Source organism: Bacillus sp. CZDM1, assembly GCF_055502545.1.
The window spans coordinates 15794-39090 of sequence record NZ_JBUESO010000020.1; the positions used below are offsets into that span (position 1 = coordinate 15794).

A 23297-nucleotide genomic window follows, 5' to 3' on the forward strand; every position below is an offset into this window, starting at 1 on the left:
AATAATCCATAATGTTATTATACAGGTAATTAGTTTGTTTGGTAAACAAATTAAAATACATTTTTAAATTATTTTCCAAACAAATCATTTTTATTTACTTATGAAAGGGATTACACGCTTTTTTACCAGACAGAAAAAAGTAGATACATGGAATAATATCCCTTGAGGAACACTTAAGTAGAAAAGGAGTGAAACAGATAAATGGGTATTCTGCAGGACTTATTAAAAGATATTCCAGTGCCAAAAATGGCAAAAGTGAAAGTGAAATTTGATGATAAGAAAATTGATAATTTAGAACAGGCTTTGATGGAGAAATTACAGCAGGAGCATATTCGAGCATCGGTTCAGCCTGGAATGGAAATTGCTTTAGCTGTTGGAAGCAGGGGACTTGATCGCCTTGTGGAATTAACGGCAGTGACAGTTAAATTTCTAAAAGAACTTGGAGCAAAGCCTTTTATTGTTCCTAGTATGGGCAGTCATGGCGGTGCAACAGCTGAAGGACAACGCGAGGTATTAGCTCATCTTGGTGTAACGGAAGAAAGTGTCGGCTGTGAAATTCGTTCTTCTATGGAAGTGGTAAAAGTCGGGGAACTTCCTAATGGCTTACCTGTATATGTTGATCAATATGCTGCTAACGCTGATGGTATTGTTGTCATCAATCGAATCAAACCTCATACTGCATTCCGCGGCCCCGTTGAAAGTGGCATTATGAAGATGATTAGTATTGGTTTGGGTAAGCAAAGAGGTGCCGAGGCATGTCATCAATTAGGCTTTAAATATATGGCAGAAAACGTACCGGCGATGGCTAAAATGATCATGGAGAAAAAACCATTTCTTTTTGGTGTGGCAACGGTAGAAAACGCATTCGATAAGGTCGCAGTGGTGGATGTGCTTTCTCCTGAAGAAATTATTAATCGAGAGGCAGACCTTCAGGCAAAAGCGAAAGAATTATTACCAAAACTTTTCTTTGAACAATTAGAGGTCCTTGTTATTGATCAAATTGGTAAGAACATTTCGGGTGATGGTATGGACCCTAATATTACGGGTCGATATCCCACTCCATATGCGCACGGAGGACCAGATGTAAACAAAATGGTCGTGCTCGGTTTAACTCCGCAAACAGAGGGAAATGCCAATGGCGTGGGAACGGCAGATTTTACAACCCAGCGTTTAGTGGACAGAATGGACCTGGAAGTTACCTATGCCAATGGATTAACTTCAACCGTTGTGGCACCAACCAAAATCGCTACTACTTTACCAAATGATCGTGAAGCGGTACAAGCGGCAGTAAAAACAAGTAATATTTTAGATTTCACCAAAGTAAAAATGGTCCGAATTAAAAACACTTTAGAGTTAAGTGAAATCGAAGTATCTGAGGCATTAGTTGAATATGTGAAACAGCATCCAAATATGGAGTTGGCTTCAGAACTTTATGACTTACCATTTGACGAAAAAGGAAACTTATTTTAAAACTAGGGAGAGTTGAAATATGAAAAATTTATTTGATTTAACAGGAAAAACAGCGGTTGCTGTTGGGGGAAATGGCGTATTAGGATCAGCAATGGCGAAAGGTTTGGCTGATCACGGTGCCAAAGTAGCGATTGTTGGCCGTAATTTGGAAACAGCGGAAGCCGTTGTGAAAGAAATTATTGAAAATGGCGGAGAAGCCAAGGCATTCCAAGCAGATGTTAGTTCAAAGGATTCTTTGGTTCAAGCTGCAAACGAAATTGAACAATGGTCTGGCGGCTGGGATATTCTCTTGAATGCACCAGGCACCAACAGCCCAACACCGTTTTTTGATTTAGATATGGACGAGTACGATAAAATTATGGATATTAACTTAAAAGGTATTGTCATGACTTGCCAAATCTTTGCTAAACGAATGATTGAGCAAGAAAGAAAAGGAAGTATTATCAATATTTCATCTGTTTCTTCTACAACTCCTTTATCAAGAGTATTTACGTATTCTGTTTCAAAAGCAGGACTTAATAGTGTCACTCAATTCCTAGCTCGTGAATTTGCAACCAGCGGGATTCGTGTCAATGCCATTATTCCAGGATTCTTCCCGGCAGAACAAAATCGTAAAATTTTGGACAAAGAAAGAATTGCATCCATTATGGGTCATACTCCTATGGAACGCTTCGGGGAGGCTGAAGAACTTCAAGGTGCTACAGTATACCTAGCGTCAGATAAAGCTTCAAGCTTTGTTACAGGTGCTTTACTTCGTGTTGATGGCGGATTTGGAGCTATGACGATTTAATTTACACATATAGACCTATGCCACTCAATATCTTGTATAGTGGGTGGCTTTTAAATGGCTCTTTTCCTAAGGCTCTGATAAAACAGAATGTTGATTTCACTGTGTTTGAAAAATAAGCGGAAGAATTCCGGTTAAATTGGGAAATACCCATATTTCCTTTTAAATAAGCGGAGTTTTTCCGGTTATATAATCAAATTCTATAGATTTTTTCTAATTTTGAGCCGTTAAGCGGAAATTCTACGCTTATATCTGCTTCTTTAGCTTCATCTATATACATTAACCGGAATTTCTCCGCTTATGAATTTCCGAAAAACAGCAGTGAATAATAACAGAGCCATTCTAAAGAAAAGAGCCTTTATAAATGTACGGGGAAGGGAGATTAGACCATGTTAACAGAGAAATATAAGAAATTACAGTCGATTCTCCGAGAAATGGAAACAGTGGTTGTAGCATTCTCAGGCGGTGTGGATAGTACCTTTTTATTAAAAGCAGCTGTGGAGACATTAGGTGAAGATCATGTTCTTGCTGTAACAGCCGACTCGGAAACCTATCCCTCTAGTGAGCTTTTAGAGGCAAAAGCATTAGCTGAAAAAATCGGAGTCAAACACCAAGTAATTGAAACCTCTGAATTAGCGATTCCTGGCTACGCAGAGAATAATAAGAATCGATGCTATTTTTGTAAAAGCAGCTTATTTGATCATTTGATTCCGGTAATGGAAGACAAAGGATTTAATAATGTTATTTATGGTGTTATTGCAGATGACATGAACGAACATCGTCCAGGTATGCAAGCGGCTAAAGAAAAGGGAATACGCGGACCACTTCTTGAAGCGAACCTATTCAAACAAGAAATAAGGGAGCTTTCTCAGCAGTTTGACTTGCCAACCTGGGATAAACCTTCTTTTGCCTGTCTATCTTCAAGAATTGCTTACGGCGAGTACATCACAAAAGAAAAGCTGACCAAGGTTGAAAAAGCAGAAGCTTTCCTAAAGGGCTTGAAAATTCGTCAAGTACGAGTAAGAACGCATCAAGAAATTGCCAGGATTGAAGTAGAGCCGAATGATATGAAGGTCGTGCTCGAACATCACGATTCAATTGTCAAAGAACTCCAAGATTACGGCTATAAATATATAACATTAGATTTAATCGGATACAAGAGCGGCAGTATGAATAAAGTTCTAACTAATCTAGGTTAGTATGGTACTTAATATTAGGGTGTGTTAAAGGTAAATGTTGATTCTAGAACTCGTTGATTTGTGCGGAAGGCGCGAGACTCCTGCAGGAGGACGGGACAGGGGAGACCCCGCAGGCGCTTTAGCGCCGAGGAGGCTTCCCGAACCGCCTGCGGAAAGCGAAGCGCCTGGAGCACAAATCAACAGACTAATTTAACACAGCCTAATTTTAATGGTGGCTTTGGGGAAAATCCAAAGCCTTGTCTATTAATGTAATAGATATGACAATAATAGACAATTATAATTGACAACATATATATTGTTATTTGAAAAGGAAGATGAGTATGCCAAGAGAGTTTGTAATTGGGCTTGATATTGGAACAACTAGTGTAAAAGCCTGTGTATTCCACTTAAATGGAAAATTAGCTGCAGAAGCAGAAAAAATGAACAGCTTTCAATATCCTCAACAAGGCTGGTCAGAACAAGATCCAGTTGAAATTGAACGGTCAGCTGTCCTCGCCATTCGGGAAGCGATTAATAAAGCAGGTGTTGAAAAGGATGAATTGATCGCTTTAGGATTTTCAGCTGCGATGCATTCCCTTATTTGTGTTCACGAAAACGGAAAACCTCTTTCTCCAGCAATCATTTGGGCTGATGGCAGAAGCACAGGGCAGGCAGAAACCATAAAGAAAACGATTGGAAGCAGTGTTTACGCAAAAACAGGTACACCGATCCATCCGATGACTCCGTTTTTAAAATTATTATGGATGAAAGAAACAAATTATCAGCCTTACCAAGAGGCAGCTTTCTTTATGTCGATAAAAGAGTATTTAATTCAGTGCTGGTTTAATGAACGTGTCATCGATTATTCCATGGCGTCTGCGACAGGATTGTTCAATCCTCAGACTCTTGAATGGGAACATGAATTGCTCGAGTTAACAGGTATTAGGAAGGAACAGTTATCCGAGATTGTTCCCCCAACAAAAGTGTTAGCGGGCCTTAAACGAGAAATTGCTGATGAAATGGGAATTAATCCAGAAATGCCATTTGTAATGGGTGCTGCGGATGGTCAGTTGGCGAACCTTGGGATTGGTGCGATTCTGCCTGGAGAAGTTGCGGTTTCCGTTGGGACAAGTGGTGCCATCAGGCAAATCAATCAAGGTGTAAAAATTGATGAAAATCAAGAAACATTTTGTTACTCCTTTACAGCAGAGTCATCGATTGTAGGCGGCCCGACAAATAATGGCGGCATCGTTTTACAATGGTTAAAAGATCTTTTAAATGACCAAAGGGATTTTTCAGATTTCTTAGGGGACGCAGAAAAGGTTGCTCCGGGTGCGGAGGGAATACTATTCCTGCCATACTTAAATGGTGAAAGAGCGCCAATCTGGAATCAGCAGGCGAAAGGCAATTTTTATGGAGTTTCGATTACTCATAAAAAGGAGCATTTTATCCGTGCAGTTCTGGAAGGAATCACTTTTAATCTCTATCAAATCGGGAAAGCGCTGGAAAGACTGGCGGGCGAGCCTAAGAAAATTTACGTTAACGGTGGATTGGCAAGATCACCACTCTGGCTGCAAATGATGGCTGACATTTTTGAAGCGGAAATCTATGTCTCCGAAAGTCATCACAGTGCCGCATGGGGAGCAGCATGGACTGCTTTAGTCGGTATAGGAAAAGTGGATTCCTTTGAAGAAATCAAAAAGAATATCCCAATGGGCAGTGGTGTTGTACCTAATAAAGAAAATAGTTTACGATATAAAGCGATCTATGAAAACTATGAAAAGCTTGCTAAGGATATGGTAAAGTACTTTTAATATAGGTCTCTGAAGGACAAATCCGGTGGAGGAACCAGAAGATTTGTCCGTCATCAAGGCAATGAAGGACAAAACTGATGGTGGAACCAGAAGATTAGTCCGTCATCAAGGCGATGAAGGACAAATCTGGTTAAGGAACCAGGAGATTTGTCCTTCACCAAGAATATGGGATAGAATCATAATAGAAATAAAAGGGGGGAATTGAATGCTTGAAGAGATTTTAAAGCAAGTTCAAAAAGGTACCCTCAGTATTGACGAAGCCAAAGACCAATTAGCTACGTTTGAAAATCTAGGCTTTGCAAAGGTAGACCATCATCGCAAGAAACGACAGGGCTTTCCGGAAGTCGTCTATGGTGAAGGGAAATCGGCTGATCAAATTATTTCGATTATCCAAGCACTTAGGGCAAGGAATAATCAGGTAATGGTAACTAGAATTTCGGAGGAAAAAGCAGCAATCGTCCAACAATCTTGCCCTGAATTTACTTATCATGAAATCGCTCAGATCCTATTTTGGAAGGAGCAAACAACAAAAGAAAATATGCATGGATACATAGCAGTCGTTGCTGCAGGAACCTCCGATTTAAGGGTAGCAGAGGAAGCAGCAGTTACAGCCGAAATCCTAGGAAGTAATGTCCACCGTATTTACGATGTAGGTGTAGCTGGGATTCATCGTTTACTTAGTCATGCTGAAGAAATTCAAAAGGCGACGGTGTCTGTTGTGGTAGCAGGGATGGAAGGAGCACTTCCGAGTGTTGTGGGAGGACTCGTTTCCCATCCTGTAATTGCTGTCCCTACAAGTGTCGGCTATGGTGCTAACTTTAACGGGTTATCGGCTTTACTGACGATGCTCAATTCATGTGCTTCCGGAATTAGTGTTGTCAATATTGATAATGGTTTTGGCGGAGGGTATAACGCCGTATTAATTCATCAACTTGCACAAAAAGGGGAAAGAAATGAAGACACTTTATTTTGATTGTTTTTCAGGAGTAAGCGGGGATATGGTCATTGGGGCTCTCATTGATGCAGGTGCAAACCCAGACAAATTAGTAGCAGAATTAAAGAAGTTAAATATTGAAGATGAATATGAATTGACATGGAAAAAGGTCATCAAGAATGGAATTACGAGCACAAAGTTTGATGTGATTCTAGTTAATCATAAGCATGGCCACACGCATAGCCATAACCACGAACATGAGCATGGCCACACGCATAGCCATGACCACGAACATGAGCATGGCCACACGCATAGCCATGACCACGATCATGAACATAGCCACATGCATAGCCATGACCACGATCATGAACATGTACATACGCATAGCCATGACCACGATCATGAGCATGGACATACGCATAGTCATGACCACGATCATGAGCATGAACACACACATACACATGATCATCACCACCATCATGATCACCGCTCGTATAAAGATATTGTTAAACTAATTGAAGAGGCTGATTTTTCCCAACAAGTGAAAGAGACTGCCTTGAAGATTTTTAAAAAAATCGGTGAAGCGGAAGGGCACATTCATGGAGTACCTTTAGAGAATGTTCATTTCCATGAGGTGGGTGCTGTAGATTCAATTATCGATATTGTTGGAGCAGCTATTTTAATCCATCAGTTGGAAATATCCGTAATTAAATCCTCACCCATTCCGGTGGGAACCGGGAAAATCCGTATCGACCATGGTATCTATCCAGTACCTGCACCTGCAACTCTCGAGATTTTAAAAGGAATCCCTATTGAACACTCTGAGGTGAGATTCGAGCTTACCACTCCAACTGGAGCAGCGATTATCGCGGTTCTAGCCGAGGAATTTTGCGCTATTCCTTCGATGAGAGTTAACTCAATAGGTTATGGTGCCGGGACCAAAACGTTTAAAGACCGTCCTAATGTTGTTCGGGTTATCATAGGCGAATAGAAATGGAGGAGCATACCAATGAGTTCTCACCCTCCTAATTATGAACATCTTGACGACCAAATGATTAAAATGGAAGTTAACCTAGACAATATTCCTGGAGAATGGCTGGGTTACGTAATGGACTTGCTATTTGAAGCGGGGGCAAATGACGTTTTTTATACCCCGATCTATATGAAAAAAAACAGACCAGGCATCTTGCTTCAGTTGCTCTGCTCTAATCAAAATCTTAATAAAATGAAGGAAATACTTTTTAAGGAAACAACAACACTTGGTGTGCGCTATTATCCGTTAACGGTTCACCGGTTAGAAAGAGTATTCAAAAAAGTGGAAACGGAGTGGGGTACTGTAACTGTAAAAGAAGGTATCCTCAATGGCCAAGTTGTGCAGCGGGCACCGGAGTATGAGGAATGTAAGAGCCTTGCACGACTTCACGATATTCCGTTAAAAAAGGTCTATGAAAAGGTTTGGAAGGAAATAGATAGCTAGAAGTAAATGTTTGCCTATCAATTTACCGCTTTTGAAGGGTCTATTGCCAGATAATTTCGGAAATCGATAGCGATATCCGTCCTTGTTGGCTGCTTTGTACGTTTATTATGGCTTGAAATTTACAATTGATGGGTTTTTAGAGGAATATGAATGATTTTGAACGACCTAAATTGGGTCGTTTTTTGTTATGGACTTTTTTTAGGGTGTTATGGACTTTTTTTGATAGGTTATGGACTTTTATCTTAGGGTTATGGACCATTCTAAAGTGGTTTTGGACTATTATCAATAGCTTTTGGACTATTAGACATTTTTTGGAAACTCTAACTCTAACTCTAAAAATAGTTCCCGTCAGACCATATTGACGGTATAGAGCGTGAATGTTAAACTGAATTAAAATTAATTAGTTTATTAAACAAACAAAATAGCTACTTAACATCTCGATTCTTGAAAAAGTATGATTCATAAATATGAAAGGGCTTACCTGAAATTCGTAATCCTAAAAAAATCACAAATTTATCTAAAAAAACAACATTTTAAATCATCCTCCCGATTCGTAAAATTATAGGTGAGAAAACGTTTTCAAAAAAGGGGGGATTCACTTGTATTATATTAAAAAGGTGCTTAAAGCTATCGACTCTATTTTCGAAAAATTCACTTTACTATTTTTAGTAGCGTTGATTTTCGTTGTAACAACACAAGTCATGACACGGAAATTATTTAATTTTGTATTCTTTTGGTCCGAAGAAATTACACTGTTACTGCTTGCATGGTTCGCATTCATGGCCATTGCGATAGGGTTTAGGGAGTATATTCATTTAGGTATTGATTCATTTACCAACCTGTTTCCTAAATCTTTTAATAAAGTCTTAGATAAAATCATTAATGCATCTGTTTTTGCTTTTGGTTTTTACCTCGTAGTCCAGGGGTGGGAATTTACATTGTTGACGTCGGAATCGACTCTGCCAGCAACAAAACTTCCTAGTAGTATCACATATTTGGCGATGCCAGTCACAGGTATTATGATTTGCGGTTACTCTCTCCTGCAATTCTTCAATATTAATACTACAAGACATAAGGATTTGGAGGAGGAACTGTAAAATGGACACGAACACAATCGGAATTATCATACTACTTTCAAGCTTTGTTATTCTAGTCCTGCTGCGTTTTCCGATTGCTCTTACGCTTGTGGCATCGTCCTTGCTAACAGTAATCTATATGAAAATCCCGCTTCCGGTTATTGGTCAGCAAATGGTTCAAGGAATGAACTCCTTTTCCCTGCTAGCTATCCCATTCTTTATCCTGACAGGACAAATTATGAGTGAAGGTGGACTAGCCACAAGGATCGTGAATTTTGCGAGTTTACTAGTAGGAAGAATACGCGGTGGACTTGCAATGGTAAATAGTGTGGCTGCCTTGTTTTTTGGGAACATCTCAGGATCTGCGGTAGCAGACGTTTCATCTGTTGGGTCTGTCATGATTCCGATGATGAAAAAGAAAGGATATGAAGCAGATTATGCTGTTGGTGTTACCATTGCTTCTGCTATCCAAGGTGTAGTTGTACCTCCGAGTCATAACTTGGTCCTTTACTCGTTAGCTGCCGGGGGCGTATCCATCGCAAGTCTTTTTATGGCAGGTGTTGTGCCTGGATTCATTATGTTAATTTCACTTATGATTACAAGTTATATTATTGCTAGAAAACGAGGTTACGGAAAAGCAGATCCAGTGCCTAGATCACAAATCGGCGGAATTCTCATACACGGTCTTTTATCGTTAAGTCCTGCCGTTATTATCCTAGGGGGAATTATGAGTGGTTGGTTTACGGCCACTGAGTCAGGTGCGTTAGCTTGCTTGTATTCTTTTATTCTAGCATTTGTCATTTATAGAGAAGCACCAATCTCAAGTGTTTGGAAAATACTAACAAATACAATGAGAACGGTTTCGATGGTATTTTTCTTAATTGCAGCATCTGCATCATTTGGATGGATACTTGCTTATTTGCAGATTCCTGCTATGGTAACCGACCTGTTCTTAAGTATTTCCGATAATCCACTTATCATTTTATTGATCATTAATATCTTATTACTGCTTCTTGGTGCGCCAATGGATATGGCACCAATGATTTTAATTATGACACCAATCCTTCTTCCTGTTGTAACGAGCTTTGGTATGGATCCTGTCCATTTCGGGATTGTCCTAATCTTAAACGCTGGAATTGGCCTATTGACACCACCAGTTGGAACCGTTTTATTTGTCGGCTGTGCGATAGGTAAGGTCTCAATCCAGCAAGGTACAAAAGCCATGATGCCATTTTTCTATGCTTTACTAGTTGTTCTGTTAATTATCACCTATATTCCAGAGGTTGTTATGTGGCTTCCAAATATGTTAGTCAAGTAACCTGTGGAATGGTGAAGATTATATAAAAATTAAAAGGGGTGTAGATTTTGATAAGTAAAAAGTTTACAGGTATTTTAGCCGCAACACTTTTAATGGGCACAATCCTTGCTGCATGCAGTGGGAAAGAAACAACTAACACAAAAAGCGGGGGTAACAAGGAAGAAGAAAAACCATCCTATACGTTCCGCTTAGCCGACAATCAGCCGCCAGATTATCCAACTGTCCTTGGTGACAAAAAGTTTGCTGAATTAGTAGAAGAAAGAACAGATGGTCGTATCAAAATTGAAGTCTATCCATCTGCACAATTAGGCGATGAAAAATCAGTTCTAGAACAGGTGCAGCTTGGAGCCATTGAGTTTACTCGAATCAACTCCAGTCCACTTGCTGAATTCAATGATCAGTTTACGCCGCTAGGACTTCCTTATGTATTTGAGAGTGAGGATCATCTTTGGAACTTCTTAAATGGAGACATGGGAACGAAATTACTAGATGGACTTGAGCAATCGAAGATGAAAGGATTAGCCTATTACGATTCTGGTTCACGTAGTTTTTACTCAACAAAACCTCTTGAAAATGTAGAGGATTTAAAAGGACAAAAGATTCGTGTTCAACAAAGTAAAATCAATATTGATTTCATGGCTGCATTAGAAGCTAGTGCTACTCCGATGCCTTATGGAGAAGTATTTAGTGCCCTTCAGACTGGAATTATTGATGGTGCAGAAAATAACCTGCCAAGTTTAGATTCATCTAACCATTATCAAGAGGCTAAAAACTTGATACTTGACCATCACCAACGTATACCTGAGGTTCTCTTAATTAGTAAAGTAGCATGGGATAAGCTTTCTGAAGAAGACCAAAAGATTATTAAACAAGCTGCTCTTGATTCTGTTGAAACACAAAGAGCAGAGTGGGATAAATATGAAGAACGTTCAGAAAAGAAATTAAAAGATGCAGGTGTAACATTTACCGAAGTCAAAGATCTTAAACCTTGGACAAATGCTGTAAAGCCTATGGTTGACGAGTATACAAAAGAGTATAAAGAAGTAATGGATGCTATTGATAAAGCACGTCCATAATCTCTAGGAACAAAAAACACCTAGCTGGTAGGTTTATCCATTTACCAGCTGGGTCTTTTCTGTTTTGATCATAGGTAAAAATCAGAAAACTTATTAGGAAGTGGAAGAATGCAGCAGCGATGGAGAAAAGCAGAAGAATTTATTGCACGATATATTCTCTTAAAGAATCAATCACTAATGATGAAGCTTTGCATTTTTTCCAGCTTTCTCGTTATCATTCCTTTGCTTTCAGTGGGAATTATATCCTATAACCGCTCTTCCGTAGAATTGGAAAATGAGCTCCGCCAACATAGTGGACAGGTTATTGATCAAGTAGAATCACATATTGAATATTATTTACAAGATTTTGAGATTACAAGTTTAAAAATTATCAACTCCCCTGAATTATCCAGCCTTTTTAAAAATGAAAAAAGTGATCATGTGGTGGAATCAGCCAGGAACACACTAAGAAATGCTGCGTATTCTCGAGCAGATATTTCCAATATAACGGTGTTGGTGGATGATGATATTGTCATTGATACTTTGGGGCTGCGGAATTACTATCCTTCGACCAAAATAAAAGAAGAATATTGGTATTCATCCGTACCATTAAACGGAATGACCATGCTAGTAACGAGAACACTTAAACTTAAAAATAAAGAGCAGCCGGTTATATCACTAGTCAGGAGGTTATACAATCCGGATACTCTACTGCCTGTCGGAATGCTCATTATAGATATAAATTTCAGAAGGATTGAGGAAATTTCAAATAAAGTAACAGTTAGCAGGAATGGCTATTTTTTCATTTTAGATTCAAAAGGGCATTATGTATATCATCCCGATTATTCAAAGCTTGGAAAAGAGGTAGAATTTAGCCAGCTATCACAACTCCAAAATAACGAAAGCAGTACACAAATATTAAAGAACGACCGGAAGGATTTTGTAACCTACACTTATTCCCCGAATATAGGCTGGAGTTTCTTTACGGCGGTGCCCTATAAAGATTTAACGGGGGGAATTATTCAAATTGGAAGAACGATCGTTATGACAATCATCATCTCATTAATGATTGCCTACACAGTGGGATTCGGTTTTGCAACAAGTTTGATCCGCCCGATACGACGACTCCAGAGGTTTATGAAGGAAGTTGAAATCGGAAATCTTAGCGGTAGAGTACCAGTGGAATCGAATGATGAAATTGGTCAGCTTACGGCTGGTTTTAACAAGACAGTTGAAAAACTATCCAATTTATTGGAAGAGGTTTATGTCTCAAAATTAAAAGAAACAGAAATGTCACTCAAACAGAAAGAAATTGAAATAAAGATGCTGCAGTCTCAGATGAACCCTCATTTTTTATATAACTCCCTTGAGACGATTAGGGGGATGGCATTAGAAGAGGGTAAGGAAAATATTGCAACCATGTCCTATTCTCTGGGAATGCTGCTCCGCTATAATCTTAAAAATGATTCAGCCACCGTAAGTCTGGGGGAAGAAATTAAGTTTTGTCATACGTATCTTCAGATTCAGAAATTCCGTTTTGAAGATCGATTCGAGTATAAGATTGATATTCCTCCATGGGCAATGGAACAAGAGGTAGTTAAGTTTTCACTTCAGCCGTTAGTTGAAAATTGCTTCGTTCATGCCTATGGGCAAAGCTTTCAAAAATTTAAAATTACCATATCAGTAGTTCCCCATTCAGAATCTTCTTTTAAGATTCGAGTAGAAGATACAGGTGCTGGTATTCCGAATCACAAGTTAGACGAACTTATTAGGAAGCTTGAACAGAAAATGACAAACTCAGATGGGAAACATATTGGATTATTAAATGTCCACCAAAGGATTCATTATGTATTTGGCGCAGAGTATGGACTTGGAATTAGAAGTCAATTGGGATCCGGCACAGTAGTCGAGATGCAGCTGCCAATGAAGGATATGACAGAGGGAAGGGAAATTGGATGAAAAAAGTCTTGTTAGTTGATGATGAGAGATGGGTACGAACCGCTCTTAAGTGGACGATAAATAAATTGAATCTTCCCTTGCAGGTTGTCCATGAAGCCCAAAATGGATTAGAAGCATTAGATTGGATAAAGATGAATGATGTGGACCTGATATTAACAGATATCCGAATGCCGATTATGGACGGACTTGCTTTGGTTAAGGAAATTAGTAGTCTAAACGGGACATATGATGTGATTGTTATTACTGTCCATGATGAGTTTCAGTTTGTCCAGCAAGCTATTCGGAGCGGTGTTACAGACTACCTTCTTAAGCCGATTGAGGAGAATGAGATAAAAGTTTGTCTAGAGAAATGGTTAAATCAAAAAAGTAACGAAGATAATACGAATAATCAACCTCTTCCTGACAATGATAATGTACCGTTATCAACGATTGAACGAGTACTGGATTATATAAATAAAACGCCTCTTGATCAAATAACATTAAAAGAAGCAGCAGAGAGTATTCACATCAATCCAAGTTACCTCAGTCAATTGTTCAAACAACAGCTCAATAAAAAATTTGTTGATTATATAACGGAGCTGAGAATTGAGGAAAGTAAACGTTTACTGCACAATACAACATTAAGAATGTCGGAAATTGCTGAAAGAGTCGGATATTCTGATTTAGCCTACTTTAGTAATAATTTTAAGAGAATAGTGGGATGTTCTCCATCAGAGTATCGGAATATCAATATCAAAACCCGCGATGATAAATTAATAAAAAGATAAGATGAATCAGAAACTTTTTATTTCTGATTCTTTTTTTGTATAAGAAGGAAGAAAGTTGTAGGTATTTTTAACTGAAAATTCTAAATATAAAAAAATTACAAATATACCTAAAAAAACTCACTATTTGGTAGACTATTTTGAATTATATCATTAAACATAGAAACGCTAACTTAGTTTTGTAAACGCATTCAATTTAAAAAAGGAGGAAGAAAAATGGCATCAATATCAAAACAGTTTAGAAAATCTTCAAAACTAAGAAAAACAGTCATAACAAGTGCTCTTGCTTTATCGCTATTAGCTCCAGTCATGGTCCCACAGGTAAACGCAAATGAAGATTTAGGGTATGTAGACCCAACTACGACTACTAATCCTGGCAACTCTGGGGCAAACACAGTGACATATCGTGTACAAGCTGATCCGGCTACTGGGCAACCGGAAATCGAAGCGGCAAAAAAAGGTGTCCTTAAAATTGATGGAAAGCAGTTCAGAGATTTGGATGGAGACAGGGTCCTAGATATATATGAGGACTGGAGATTACCTATTAATCAGCGGGTAGCCGATCTAGTATCAAAGATGACACTTGCTGAAAAAGCAGGATTAATGCTGATTAACACACATACTCCAATCTCGAATCCAGCAGATGGCAGATATGTAAAAGCAGATGATTCGATGATTGTCGGCAAAAACATGCGCTACGTCATCTTCCGTCAAACCCCGACTGTAGATGTGATCGCAAAATATACGAATCAGCTCCAAGAATTAGGAGAGGCATCAAGATTAGGAATCCCGGTTGTTGTTACATCGAACCCACGGAATCATGCCTCCACAGATTACACGAATATTGCTGCAAGTGAGGGTCAACATTCTTTTTGGCCAGGACCATTAGGTTTTGCAGCAGCAGGTGATACGGAAGCTGTAAATGAATTCTCTGAAATTGCTGCACAGGAATGGAGAGCTGCCGGAATTCGCAAAGTCTATGGGTATACGGCAGATATCGCTACAGACCCACTATGGGCAAGAATTGAAGATACATTCGGTGAGGATCCAAAAGTTGCTTCAGATATGATTTATAACGTTATCAAAGGATTTCAAGGAGAAAAACTTGGTAAAGACAGTGTGGCAATAACCGTAAAGCATTTCCCAGGTGGCGGAGCACGTGATAATGGTTTGGATCCTCATTTTATTGAAGGTAAATTCAATCCATATCCAACTGAGGGAAGTCTGCTTAAGTATCACATTCCTCCTTTCGAGGCAGCTATCGCAGCGGATGTATCGTCTATCATGCCTTATTACGCTTATCCAAGCAATGATAGTGCTGATCAAGGATTGCCATGGTACAGTGAAGACAAGCAATTTGAAGAAGTTGGCTTTGCATTAAACAAAGCAATCTTAACAGATTTCTTACGCGGCCAGCTTGGTTTCAAAGGATATGTTAACTCCGATACGGGTGCTGTTGGAAATAATGCTTGGGGTGCAGAAGCTTTAACACCGGTAGAAAAAATGGCGAAAGCAATAAAAGCAGGCACAGATATTATCTCTGGATCTTCTAATCCACAGCTCATTATTGATGCAGTTAATTCTGGTATCCTTTCAGAAGAGGAAGTTAACGAATCTGTATCCTTATTGCTAACAGAAATGATGAATTTGGGTCTATTTGAAGACCCATATGTAGATCCACAAAATGCTCTAGATGTGGTAGATAATCCAGATGTACAGCAACTAGCAGATGAAGCACATCATAAGTCCATTGTTCTATTACGCAATGATAAAAATCTATTGCCTTTGAAAGATGCAAAGCTTAAAGGCGTAAAACTATATGTCGAGATGTTCCCTGGTGGAACGGATGGAGCGAGCACTAAGGGATTAATCGAGACCATTAAAAAGCACGATCCTTCTATTACCATTACTAATAATCTTGCAGAGGCTACACATGCATATGTTTATGTTAAACCAGTTCAGTCAAACTGGGATAATAATCCAAGAATCACTGTGGGTCCTGAGACAGGAATCACTAATGTCGATAGAATTATCGATATTCAAAAAACGGTTCCGACTATCACAGCTGTAAACATGACCAATCCATGGATACTTGATGAAATTGAACCAAATGCAGCAGCATTAATCGGCACTTTTGGTACAAAGGCTGAGGCTATCGTTGATGTTATTCGTGGAGAATTTAATCCTATCGGAAAACTTCCATTTGCGCTTCCTGCTAGTATGACAGCAGTAGACAACGAAGTCGGAGATGTTCCTAGTTTTGCACCAGAAGAAGATCCTGCATATGCTTATGTAAATAAATCTGGTAACGCATATAAGTATGGATTTGGTCTTTCCTACAATCAAGGTAAAGCGATAGGAAAGCCCGATCATGGTGGCGAAACAGGAAAACCTGATTATGCCGGAAAATCCTCGAAAGAATAAAAATTTGCACAATTTAAGATTGATATAAAAAGAGATGCTGCTTGATTCCCTCAAGCAGCATCTCTTTTATCTATACTCTTTTTTCGAAATTAACTCGTTTGTTAATGAAATAAATAATCGGCATACCTACTGCCATCACAACAAATTCCCCTACAGCCACAGTCAGCCAAGTAAATAAGAATGGCAATTCGAAGGCAAGGTTTAATTCCCAAGCAATCAAGAACATAGTGAAGGTGAAGACAACGGTATTCACAATCATACGAGCCCAGATTCCTTTAATGAAACGTGCGGATAAAATTGTAATCGATAAGGCTAATAGTGATTGGCCGACACCGAAAACAAGGTCATAGGCGACCATCGGTGAAAAGAATAGGTTTGATAAAAATACTCCAATAATGATTCCGAAGATATACTTCTTATTGAAAACAATAAGATGATTGAACATTTCGGAAACACGGAATTGGATATTTGTGAAACCAAAGGGTGCGATTAAACCGGAAACAGCAATGTATAAAGCTGCCAGTATCGCGTTAACAACAAGTGTTTTTATTTTCATATTCAGTTCTCTCCTTAGTTTTTTTACGTGGGAGGTTTTCGAACCACGTTTTTCTGACAAAATAATATATTAATCTATCACAATAGACTCGTCAATACAAAGCAAGCACTATCGCCTGTGATTAATAAATTATTATCAGTAAAGTATATATTTATGGATAATATTTCCCTTTTTGCACATTCTAATAGTAAAAAAAGGGAAGTCTACTTTATGGATAATAAAAAAAAGTATTTATTAGTTATTATGTTATTGCCATGGCTGACGGTACCATTCCTTGGAAAAAAAGCGATAAAACGCTTTTCCATAACCTCTCTGTTTATTGGTCTCTTGGTAGGTGCACAGTCTGTTTACGCCCATAAAAAAGGCTGGTGGCGAGTTTATCCACAATTATTTCCAAACATGATAGGTGAACTTCCATTTATTATCGGACCCTTTTATGTTGGAGCTATTTGGATTTTGAAATTTACATATGGTAAATTCCTGCGGTACACTTTAATAAATCTTGTTGTAGATACTTTCCATATTTATATATTTGCGGTTTGGTTAAGAAGAATGGGAATTGCTTCGCTTATCCGATTGAAAAATTATCAGGGGTTACTTTTATTCTCGGTAAATGCAGTCATTATGTATGGAGTTCAGCGGCTGATTGATAAAAAAGTAAATCCAGAAAAACCTAGATCATTAATAAAAAGAATTTTATCCTAAATAATTTACGAAAGGCCAGACTCTGTAATTGTGTTCTGGCCTAGATTTATTATAAAAATAGATAAAATAATGCTAGAGGATATCCCCATCTAAAACTTCATGCTATTATATTTCTTGTATATCCAATACTATGGTTGAATAATATTCAGAATATTAATAAAATAGAGTGTGAGGGGGGTTTGGATGAAACCCATTATTGCTTTAGAAAATGTATCATTTTCATATAAAATCAATGAGAATAGTTCGGTAGAAGTTCTAAAAGATATCTCTTTTTCTATTTTCCCAGGTGAATATGTTGCTATTATAGGACATAATGGTTCGGGAAAATCAACATTATCCAAGCATTTTAATGGACTCCTGACACCTGGCTCAGGGGATGTTTGGGTTCATGGGTACAATACGAAGGACGATAGCAAGAAGCTTGACATTCGTAAAGGAGTTGGGATGGTCTTTCAACATCCCGACAATCAAATTGTTGCGACCATTGTCGAGGAAGACGTAGCTTTCGGATTAGAGAATATCGGAGTACCGAGAGCAGAAATGAAGCAAAGAATCGATGAGGCTTTAGGGGTCGTGAAGATGTCGGAATTTCGGAAAAGACCTCCACACCACCTATCAGGAGGACAAAAGCAAAGAGTGGCCATTGCTGGAGTGCTGGCAATGCGGCCAGACTGTATTGTTTTCGATGAGTCCACGAGTATGCTTGATACCTTTGGCAGAAACGAAGTCCTTCAGGTTATGAGAAAAATGAATGAAATGGGCATGACGATTATTACGGTTACCCATCGTATGTCAGAAGCGGCAGAAGCAGACCGTATTATCGTAGTGGAAGACGGGAAAATTGTGATGGATGGAATTCCTCGTGAAATTTTTAAACATAAAGAGGTTTTAATGCAATTGCAATTAGATATTCCCGCTGTTAGTCAGATGGCTGAAATTATTCATAATAAAATTCCAACATTTTCGAAAGAGTTAATCCATGAGAATGAACTGATTAATGAAGTTAAGAGAGTTTCAAAAGAGAGGACCGGGGAGGTAGTATAATGCCGATCATCGAAATAGAAAACCTATCTCATACATACATGAAGGGAACTCCAATGGAGCATAAAGCTTTAAGGGGGACAAGCATGGTGGTAAATGAGGGGGAATGTATCGCCATTATTGGGCATACCGGTTCAGGGAAATCTACCCTTATCCAGCATTTTAATGGCCTGATTCGGCCAGATTCGGGGAAAGTCACCATTGATGGAGTAGATTTATCGAAGAAACGAATGGATATAAAAGCCTTGAGGAGAAAGGTTGGCCTCGTTTTTCAAAACCCGGAGGATCAAATTTTTGAAAAACTAATTGGCGATGATATTGCATATGGACCTTTTAAGCTTGGTTTGCCTTTAAAAGAGGTAAGGGAGCGGGTTAAATGGGCAATGGATATGGTTGGGTTGGATTTTGAGGAAATGAAGGATCGACAAACCTTTGCTTTAAGCGGCGGACAGAAGCGAAAAGTTGCACTTGCCGGTATACTGGCGTTAAAGCCGAAGATACTTGTTCTTGATGAACCAACAGCAGGACTTGACCCAAGGTCCCGCAATGAATTGTTGGATAAAATAAAATCCCTTAATAAACTGGAAAATTTAACGGTTATTTTCGTTTCGCACAATATGGAGGAAGTTGCCTATTTGGCGGACAGAATTTATGTAATGGCAAATGGGACGGATGTGCTAAATGGTTCTCCAGAGGATATTTTTACAGACAAGGTAAGTCTGCAGCGTTATGAAATCGGAACACCTGAAACGGTACAAGCTTTATACAGGCTGAAAGACCTTGGATACAATGTAAATACTTCTGCGTTCGCGATTTCGGAAGCAGCTAATGAAATCATAAAGGTTCTTGCCAATGGAGAGGGGGAGAATCGTGGCTAGTGAATTTGAGTTATCAAGAAATATTACGATTGGTCAATACGTACCAACGGGTTCCTTTATACATCGTCTTGACCCTAGAATAAAGCTGTTAGTGTTCACTATACTTGTATTAGCTATTGCCCTAAACACTAGTTATCTAGGGAATGCTCTTGGACTCTTATTATCCATTTATTTATTCTGGACATCCAAAATCCCTGTCAGTTATGGGTTATCGGGCATTAAACCTGCTATTCCCTTTATCATTATATTGGCTGTGCTGCAGCTTATCTTCCAAGGGAATGTATTTTCTGGCGGGACGGTATTTTTTGAGTATGGATTTATCTTGATTACGAGTGAGAGTATTCGACTTGTGATCGTTTCAGCCGTACGTTTTGTGGAAATTATTTTATTAAGCAGTGTTCTTACGCTATCCACATCAACAACGGAGTTAACCCATGCCATTCAAAGTCTTTTAAGTCCATTAAAAAGAATAAAATTTCCTGTCCATGAAATTTCATTAATTATTACCATTGCGATTCGCTTTGTACCAACCTTTGCGATTGAAATGGAGAAAATGATTAAAGCACAAGCCTCAAGAGGGGCGGATTTCGGATCGGGAGAATGGTGGAGAATTATTCAGAGGACCAAGGATATGCTGCCAATTATTATCCCCTTATTTAATATTGCGTTATCTAGGGCAGAGGATTTAATTTTGGCGATGGAATCTCGGTGCTATACTCCTGGGAATGATAGGAGTTCCTATTCCGTTTACAAAGCAATCGGACGAGATTACTTAGTATTAATGATTGGGCTATTATTTTCAGCACTACTACTTTTTTATCACTTTCCATATTAGATAAATAAAAGGGGGAGAAATAGAATGAAAGGTTCATTAAGTGTTCGTAATATTGTCATTGCTGGGGTGCTTGGGGCAGTTGCTATCCTTTTAGGTGTCACTCGGTTAGGATATATTCCCGTACCTACTGCTGCTGGAAATGCAACAATTATGCATATCCCTGCGATTATTGGCGGAATCATGCAGGGGCCGGTTGTAGGAGCCATCGTCGGAGTTATCTTTGGTGTTTCCTCTTTCTTAAATGCTACCGTTCCGCTGTTCAAAGATCCATTAGTAGCTATTCTTCCTAGACTTTTTATTGGTATTGTCGCGTGGCTTGTATATGTGGGGATTCGTAGAAAGAGTGAATACCTTGCGATTGGGACTGCAGCATTCTTAGGGACCTTGACTAATACCGTCCTTGTTTTAACCATGGCCGTAGTTAGAGGTTACATGGGTGCTGAAGTAGCTTGGACGGTTGCGATCACGAGTGGAATTCCAGAAGCAGTCGTTGGGACGGTTGTGACATTAGCAGTTGTTTTAGCATGGAAGCAAATTGGTAAAGGCAAGAAATCTAAGATATCAGAAGATCTATAGCCTTATTACATTGAAATCAACCCATTGAGGCTTAGGCATCAATGGGTTGATTTAATTAAGTACATTGTAAAGGGGAATAATATGTTACATCATGTTGAGATATATGTTTCAAACCTTTCTAAAAGTGTAGAATTTTGGGGCTGGCTGCTGCCTGAATTGGGATATGAACAGTATCAAAAATGGGATTCCGGTATTAGCTGGAAGTATCAAGAAACCTACCTTGTATTCGTACAAGCCGAAGAACGATATTTGGATGTTCCTTTCCATCGTTGCAGAGCAGGGCTGAATCATCTTGCCTTTCATGGCAAATCAAGGGAACATATTGATGAAATAACACAGGCTCTACTTGAGAAGGGAATACAAATTTTATACAAAGACAAGCATCCGTATGCCGGTGGAAAAGACTATTATGCTGTTTTTTTCGAGGACCCGGATCGTATTAAAGTAGAACTAGTTGCACCAAGCATGGCTTAAGGATTTTTCGAAAGTGTGATATACATCACGAAAGTCCATCGCTTTTATCTTTATAATCGAAAGAAAGTAAAAGGGGTGTAGGAATGGAATATAACTTTAAATCACTTTATAGTGAAATTGGCGGTCAGGAAACGATTGATAAGCTCGTTGCAGCCTTTTACCCTCGGGTATATGCAGATCCAGAATTAAGACCATTGTTTGAAGGGGACATGGAGGAAATTATGAGGAAGCAAAGAATGTTCCTTCCACAATTCTTAGGAGGTCCAGCGCTTTACAGCCAGGAATTCGGCCCGCCGGCAATGCGGCATCGTCATCTTCCTTTTGAAGTAACACCAAGAAGAGCACAGTGCTGGCTTCGTTGTATGAAGGAAGCCTTTCAAGAGATTGGTCTTTATGATACACCAGCAGGGCTTGCTTTTTATGATCGGTTAACACAAGTTGCTGGGATAATGGTTAATAGTCCGGATAGAGAGTAGAGCAGCAAAAGGGTGTCCACAAACTGGGCACCCTTTTGCTGCTCTTTTTTTTACAATAGGAAAAAGAATGAAACTTTTGTAAATTTATATATGAATATTTCACTATCTTTATTTACAGAATGTTAACCAAGTCTAAATGGTGACTACATATGGGCTAAACAATTTCCCTATACAATTTTATTTGTAGTAACAGACATATAAAAGGGAGATGGAGAAAAATGAAAAAGGCATTTGTGATTGGAGCAGGCCTGGCTTTTAGTTTATTATTTAGTCCTTTTCAACAGGCTTTTGCAGCAGAAACAACTGGGGAGCTGCGAAAAGTGGATAATGTTGCTCACCGTGGTGCAACAGGTTATGCACCGGAAAATACGATTGCCGCTTTTGATAAAGGCGTGGAAATGAAAGCTGATTACATTGAAATTGATGTCCAAAGAAGTAAGGATGGGGAATTGGTCATCATTCATGATAATACGGTTGACAGAACAACAGATGGTACTGGCTATGTGAAAGACTTAACCTTTGAACAGATTAGAAGTCTTGATGCAGGCAGTTGGAAGGGCGAGCAATTTACAGGTGAGAAAATTCCTACATTTGATGAAATTCTTGACCGCTATCATGGTAAAACTGGTATTTTAATAGAATTAAAATCACCTGAACTTTATCCTGGAATTGAAGCACAGGTTGCGCAGAAACTAATAGAGCGAAACCTCGATAAACCGCAAAATGAAAAAATTATTATTCAATCCTTTAATTTTGAATCTATGAAAATAACAAACAGCTTACTTCCAAAAGTGCCGATTGGTGTCCTAACATCCAATAGAGCCCACACAACAGAACAAGCTTTGAAAGAATTTGCAACGTATGCGGATTACTTTAACCCAAGCTACGGAATCGTAACAAAAGAATTGGTTGATCAAGTGCACGCGCTTGGAATGAAAATTCAATCTTGGACAGTTCGCAGCCAAGAAGCAGCTGATTTTCTTTTAGAAATGAACGTAGATGGAATTATTACCGATTATCCTGATTACGTAGATCCAAGAAAATAGGACAAACTATCACCAAAAGAGGGAAAGCTTTCATTCCTCTTTTTTCTATTATTCCAGACATCTGTATTGCTCAGGAGCAACACTATACCTATTATGAAATACGTATCCATTTATGTGATACGAATGGCCGCAAACTAAAATATTTGTTGCCATAAAAATCTACCAAATGATAGAATTTTGGCTCGACAAAGGAAGCGCCTGAAGCACAAATCAACAGCCCAATTTAACACAGCCAATAAATATAAAAGGAAAGGGCTGCTAGAGCTCTTTCCTTTTTACTTAGGCTGTGTTTTTATTCATTGTTGATTTTCGTGTAAGGTTGATCATTCATAGGCGGAGAATTTCCGGCTATTGTAGATAAAGGAACCTTTAGAAGCCGATATAAGCGGAAATATTCCGGTTAACTGCTTTAAATAAGACAAAATCCAATGATTTGGATACCATAAGCGGAAAA

General features: G+C 38.8%; 21 protein-coding genes, 1 pseudogene and 1 riboswitch. Of the genes and pseudogenes, 21 read left to right on the forward strand and 1 reads right to left on the reverse strand.

All coding sequences use genetic code 11. The features are described from left to right. Positions 1 to 201: 201 nt before the first annotated feature. From ACY3XC_RS26330 to ACY3XC_RS26390, 13 genes and pseudogenes are all read left to right on the forward strand, one after another. Positions 202 to 1470 (forward strand): nickel pincer cofactor-dependent isomerase, group 22, encoded by a 1269-nt coding sequence (locus tag ACY3XC_RS26330; RefSeq protein WP_464871194.1) that lies wholly within the window; start codon positions 202 to 204, stop codon positions 1468 to 1470. 19 nt (positions 1471 to 1489) lie between these two features. Continuing rightward, positions 1490 to 2260 carry an SDR family oxidoreductase gene (locus ACY3XC_RS26335; protein ID WP_464871195.1) on the forward strand — a complete coding sequence of 257 codons (771 nt, stop codon included), beginning with the start codon at positions 1490 to 1492 and terminating at the stop codon, positions 2258 to 2260. A 386-nt stretch (positions 2261 to 2646) separates the two neighbouring features. Next, positions 2647 to 3456, forward strand: a complete 810-nt coding sequence (gene larE, locus ACY3XC_RS26340) for an ATP-dependent sacrificial sulfur transferase LarE (RefSeq protein ID WP_464871196.1) — start codon at positions 2647 to 2649, stop codon at positions 3454 to 3456. 320 nt (positions 3457 to 3776) lie between these two features. Next, on the forward strand, positions 3777 to 5249 hold the full coding sequence (locus tag ACY3XC_RS26345) for a gluconokinase (RefSeq protein ID WP_464871197.1): 1473 nt from the start codon (positions 3777 to 3779) through the stop codon (positions 5247 to 5249). 25 nt (positions 5250 to 5274) lie between these two features. Continuing rightward, positions 5275 to 5454 carry a hypothetical protein gene (locus ACY3XC_RS26350; RefSeq protein WP_464871198.1) on the forward strand — a complete coding sequence of 60 codons (180 nt, stop codon included), beginning with the start codon at positions 5275 to 5277 and terminating at the stop codon, positions 5452 to 5454. Beyond that, positions 5455 to 6222: a nickel pincer cofactor biosynthesis protein LarB gene (larB, locus tag ACY3XC_RS26355; RefSeq protein WP_464871199.1), complete on the forward strand. Its 768-nt coding sequence runs from the start codon at positions 5455 to 5457 to the stop codon at positions 6220 to 6222. 25 nt (positions 6223 to 6247) lie between these two features. Continuing rightward, a pseudogene (larC, locus tag ACY3XC_RS26360) lies at positions 6248 to 7660 on the forward strand (nickel pincer cofactor biosynthesis protein LarC). Positions 7661 to 8259: 599 nt separating this feature from the next. Then, positions 8260 to 8757 carry a TRAP transporter small permease gene (locus ACY3XC_RS26365; protein WP_464871200.1) on the forward strand — a complete coding sequence of 166 codons (498 nt, stop codon included), beginning with the start codon at positions 8260 to 8262 and terminating at the stop codon, positions 8755 to 8757. A 1-nt stretch (position 8758) separates the two neighbouring features. Then, entirely contained in the window at positions 8759 to 10054 is a 1296-nt protein-coding gene (locus tag ACY3XC_RS26370) for a TRAP transporter large permease (protein ID WP_464871201.1), read from the forward strand. A 47-nt stretch (positions 10055 to 10101) separates the two neighbouring features. Further along, positions 10102 to 11130 (forward strand): TRAP transporter substrate-binding protein, encoded by a 1029-nt coding sequence (locus ACY3XC_RS26375; protein ID WP_464871202.1) that lies wholly within the window; start codon positions 10102 to 10104, stop codon positions 11128 to 11130. A gap of 108 nt (positions 11131 to 11238) precedes the next feature. After that, positions 11239 to 13068, forward strand: a complete 1830-nt coding sequence (locus ACY3XC_RS26380) for a sensor histidine kinase (protein ID WP_464871203.1) — start codon at positions 11239 to 11241, stop codon at positions 13066 to 13068. Next, on the forward strand, positions 13065 to 13835 hold the full coding sequence (locus tag ACY3XC_RS26385; RefSeq protein WP_464871204.1) for a response regulator transcription factor: 771 nt from the start codon (positions 13065 to 13067) through the stop codon (positions 13833 to 13835). The genes ACY3XC_RS26380 and ACY3XC_RS26385 overlap by 4 nt, the downstream gene beginning before the upstream one ends. Positions 13836 to 14048: 213 nt before the next feature. Further along, entirely contained in the window at positions 14049 to 16256 is a 2208-nt protein-coding gene (locus ACY3XC_RS26390; RefSeq protein ID WP_464871205.1) for a glycoside hydrolase family 3 protein, read from the forward strand. Positions 16257 to 16326: 70 nt separating this feature from the next. Here ACY3XC_RS26390 and ACY3XC_RS26395 read toward each other — a convergent pair whose 3' ends face one another. Continuing rightward, positions 16327 to 16812: a QueT transporter family protein gene (locus ACY3XC_RS26395; protein ID WP_464871206.1), complete on the reverse strand. Its 486-nt coding sequence runs from the start codon at positions 16810 to 16812 to the stop codon at positions 16327 to 16329. A gap of 8 nt (positions 16813 to 16820) precedes the next feature. Further along, positions 16821 to 16865, reverse strand: a riboswitch (PreQ1 riboswitch). A 157-nt stretch (positions 16866 to 17022) separates the two neighbouring features. On the opposite strand from ACY3XC_RS26395, the gene ACY3XC_RS26400 reads away from it, so the two are divergent. From ACY3XC_RS26400 to ACY3XC_RS26435, 8 genes are all read left to right on the forward strand, one after another. Next, positions 17023 to 17517 carry a hypothetical protein gene (locus tag ACY3XC_RS26400; protein WP_464871208.1) on the forward strand — a complete coding sequence of 165 codons (495 nt, stop codon included), beginning with the start codon at positions 17023 to 17025 and terminating at the stop codon, positions 17515 to 17517. 183 nt (positions 17518 to 17700) lie between these two features. After that, complete coding sequence (locus tag ACY3XC_RS26405; RefSeq protein ID WP_464871209.1) at positions 17701 to 18561, forward strand: energy-coupling factor transporter ATPase; 861 nt, start codon at positions 17701 to 17703, stop codon at positions 18559 to 18561. Further along, complete coding sequence (locus tag ACY3XC_RS26410) at positions 18561 to 19436, forward strand: energy-coupling factor transporter ATPase (RefSeq protein ID WP_464871210.1); 876 nt, start codon at positions 18561 to 18563, stop codon at positions 19434 to 19436. Before ACY3XC_RS26405 ends, ACY3XC_RS26410 begins: the two co-directional genes overlap by 1 nt. Beyond that, positions 19429 to 20271, forward strand: coding sequence for an energy-coupling factor transporter transmembrane component T family protein (locus tag ACY3XC_RS26415; RefSeq protein ID WP_464871211.1), 843 nt, complete (start codon positions 19429 to 19431; stop codon positions 20269 to 20271). The genes ACY3XC_RS26410 and ACY3XC_RS26415 overlap by 8 nt, the downstream gene beginning before the upstream one ends. A gap of 24 nt (positions 20272 to 20295) precedes the next feature. Next, positions 20296 to 20847: an ECF transporter S component gene (locus ACY3XC_RS26420; RefSeq protein ID WP_464871212.1), complete on the forward strand. Its 552-nt coding sequence runs from the start codon at positions 20296 to 20298 to the stop codon at positions 20845 to 20847. An 81-nt stretch (positions 20848 to 20928) separates the two neighbouring features. Next, positions 20929 to 21321 (forward strand): VOC family protein, encoded by a 393-nt coding sequence (locus ACY3XC_RS26425; RefSeq protein ID WP_464871213.1) that lies wholly within the window; start codon positions 20929 to 20931, stop codon positions 21319 to 21321. Between the two features lie 83 nt (positions 21322 to 21404). Continuing rightward, positions 21405 to 21797 carry a globin domain-containing protein gene (locus ACY3XC_RS26430; RefSeq protein WP_464871214.1) on the forward strand — a complete coding sequence of 131 codons (393 nt, stop codon included), beginning with the start codon at positions 21405 to 21407 and terminating at the stop codon, positions 21795 to 21797. A 218-nt stretch (positions 21798 to 22015) separates the two neighbouring features. Further along, the gene (locus ACY3XC_RS26435; RefSeq protein ID WP_464871215.1) at positions 22016 to 22843 is read left to right on the forward strand and encodes a glycerophosphodiester phosphodiesterase; all 828 of its coding nucleotides are present in this window, start codon (positions 22016 to 22018) and stop codon (positions 22841 to 22843) included. Positions 22844 to 23297: the final 454 nt, after the last annotated feature.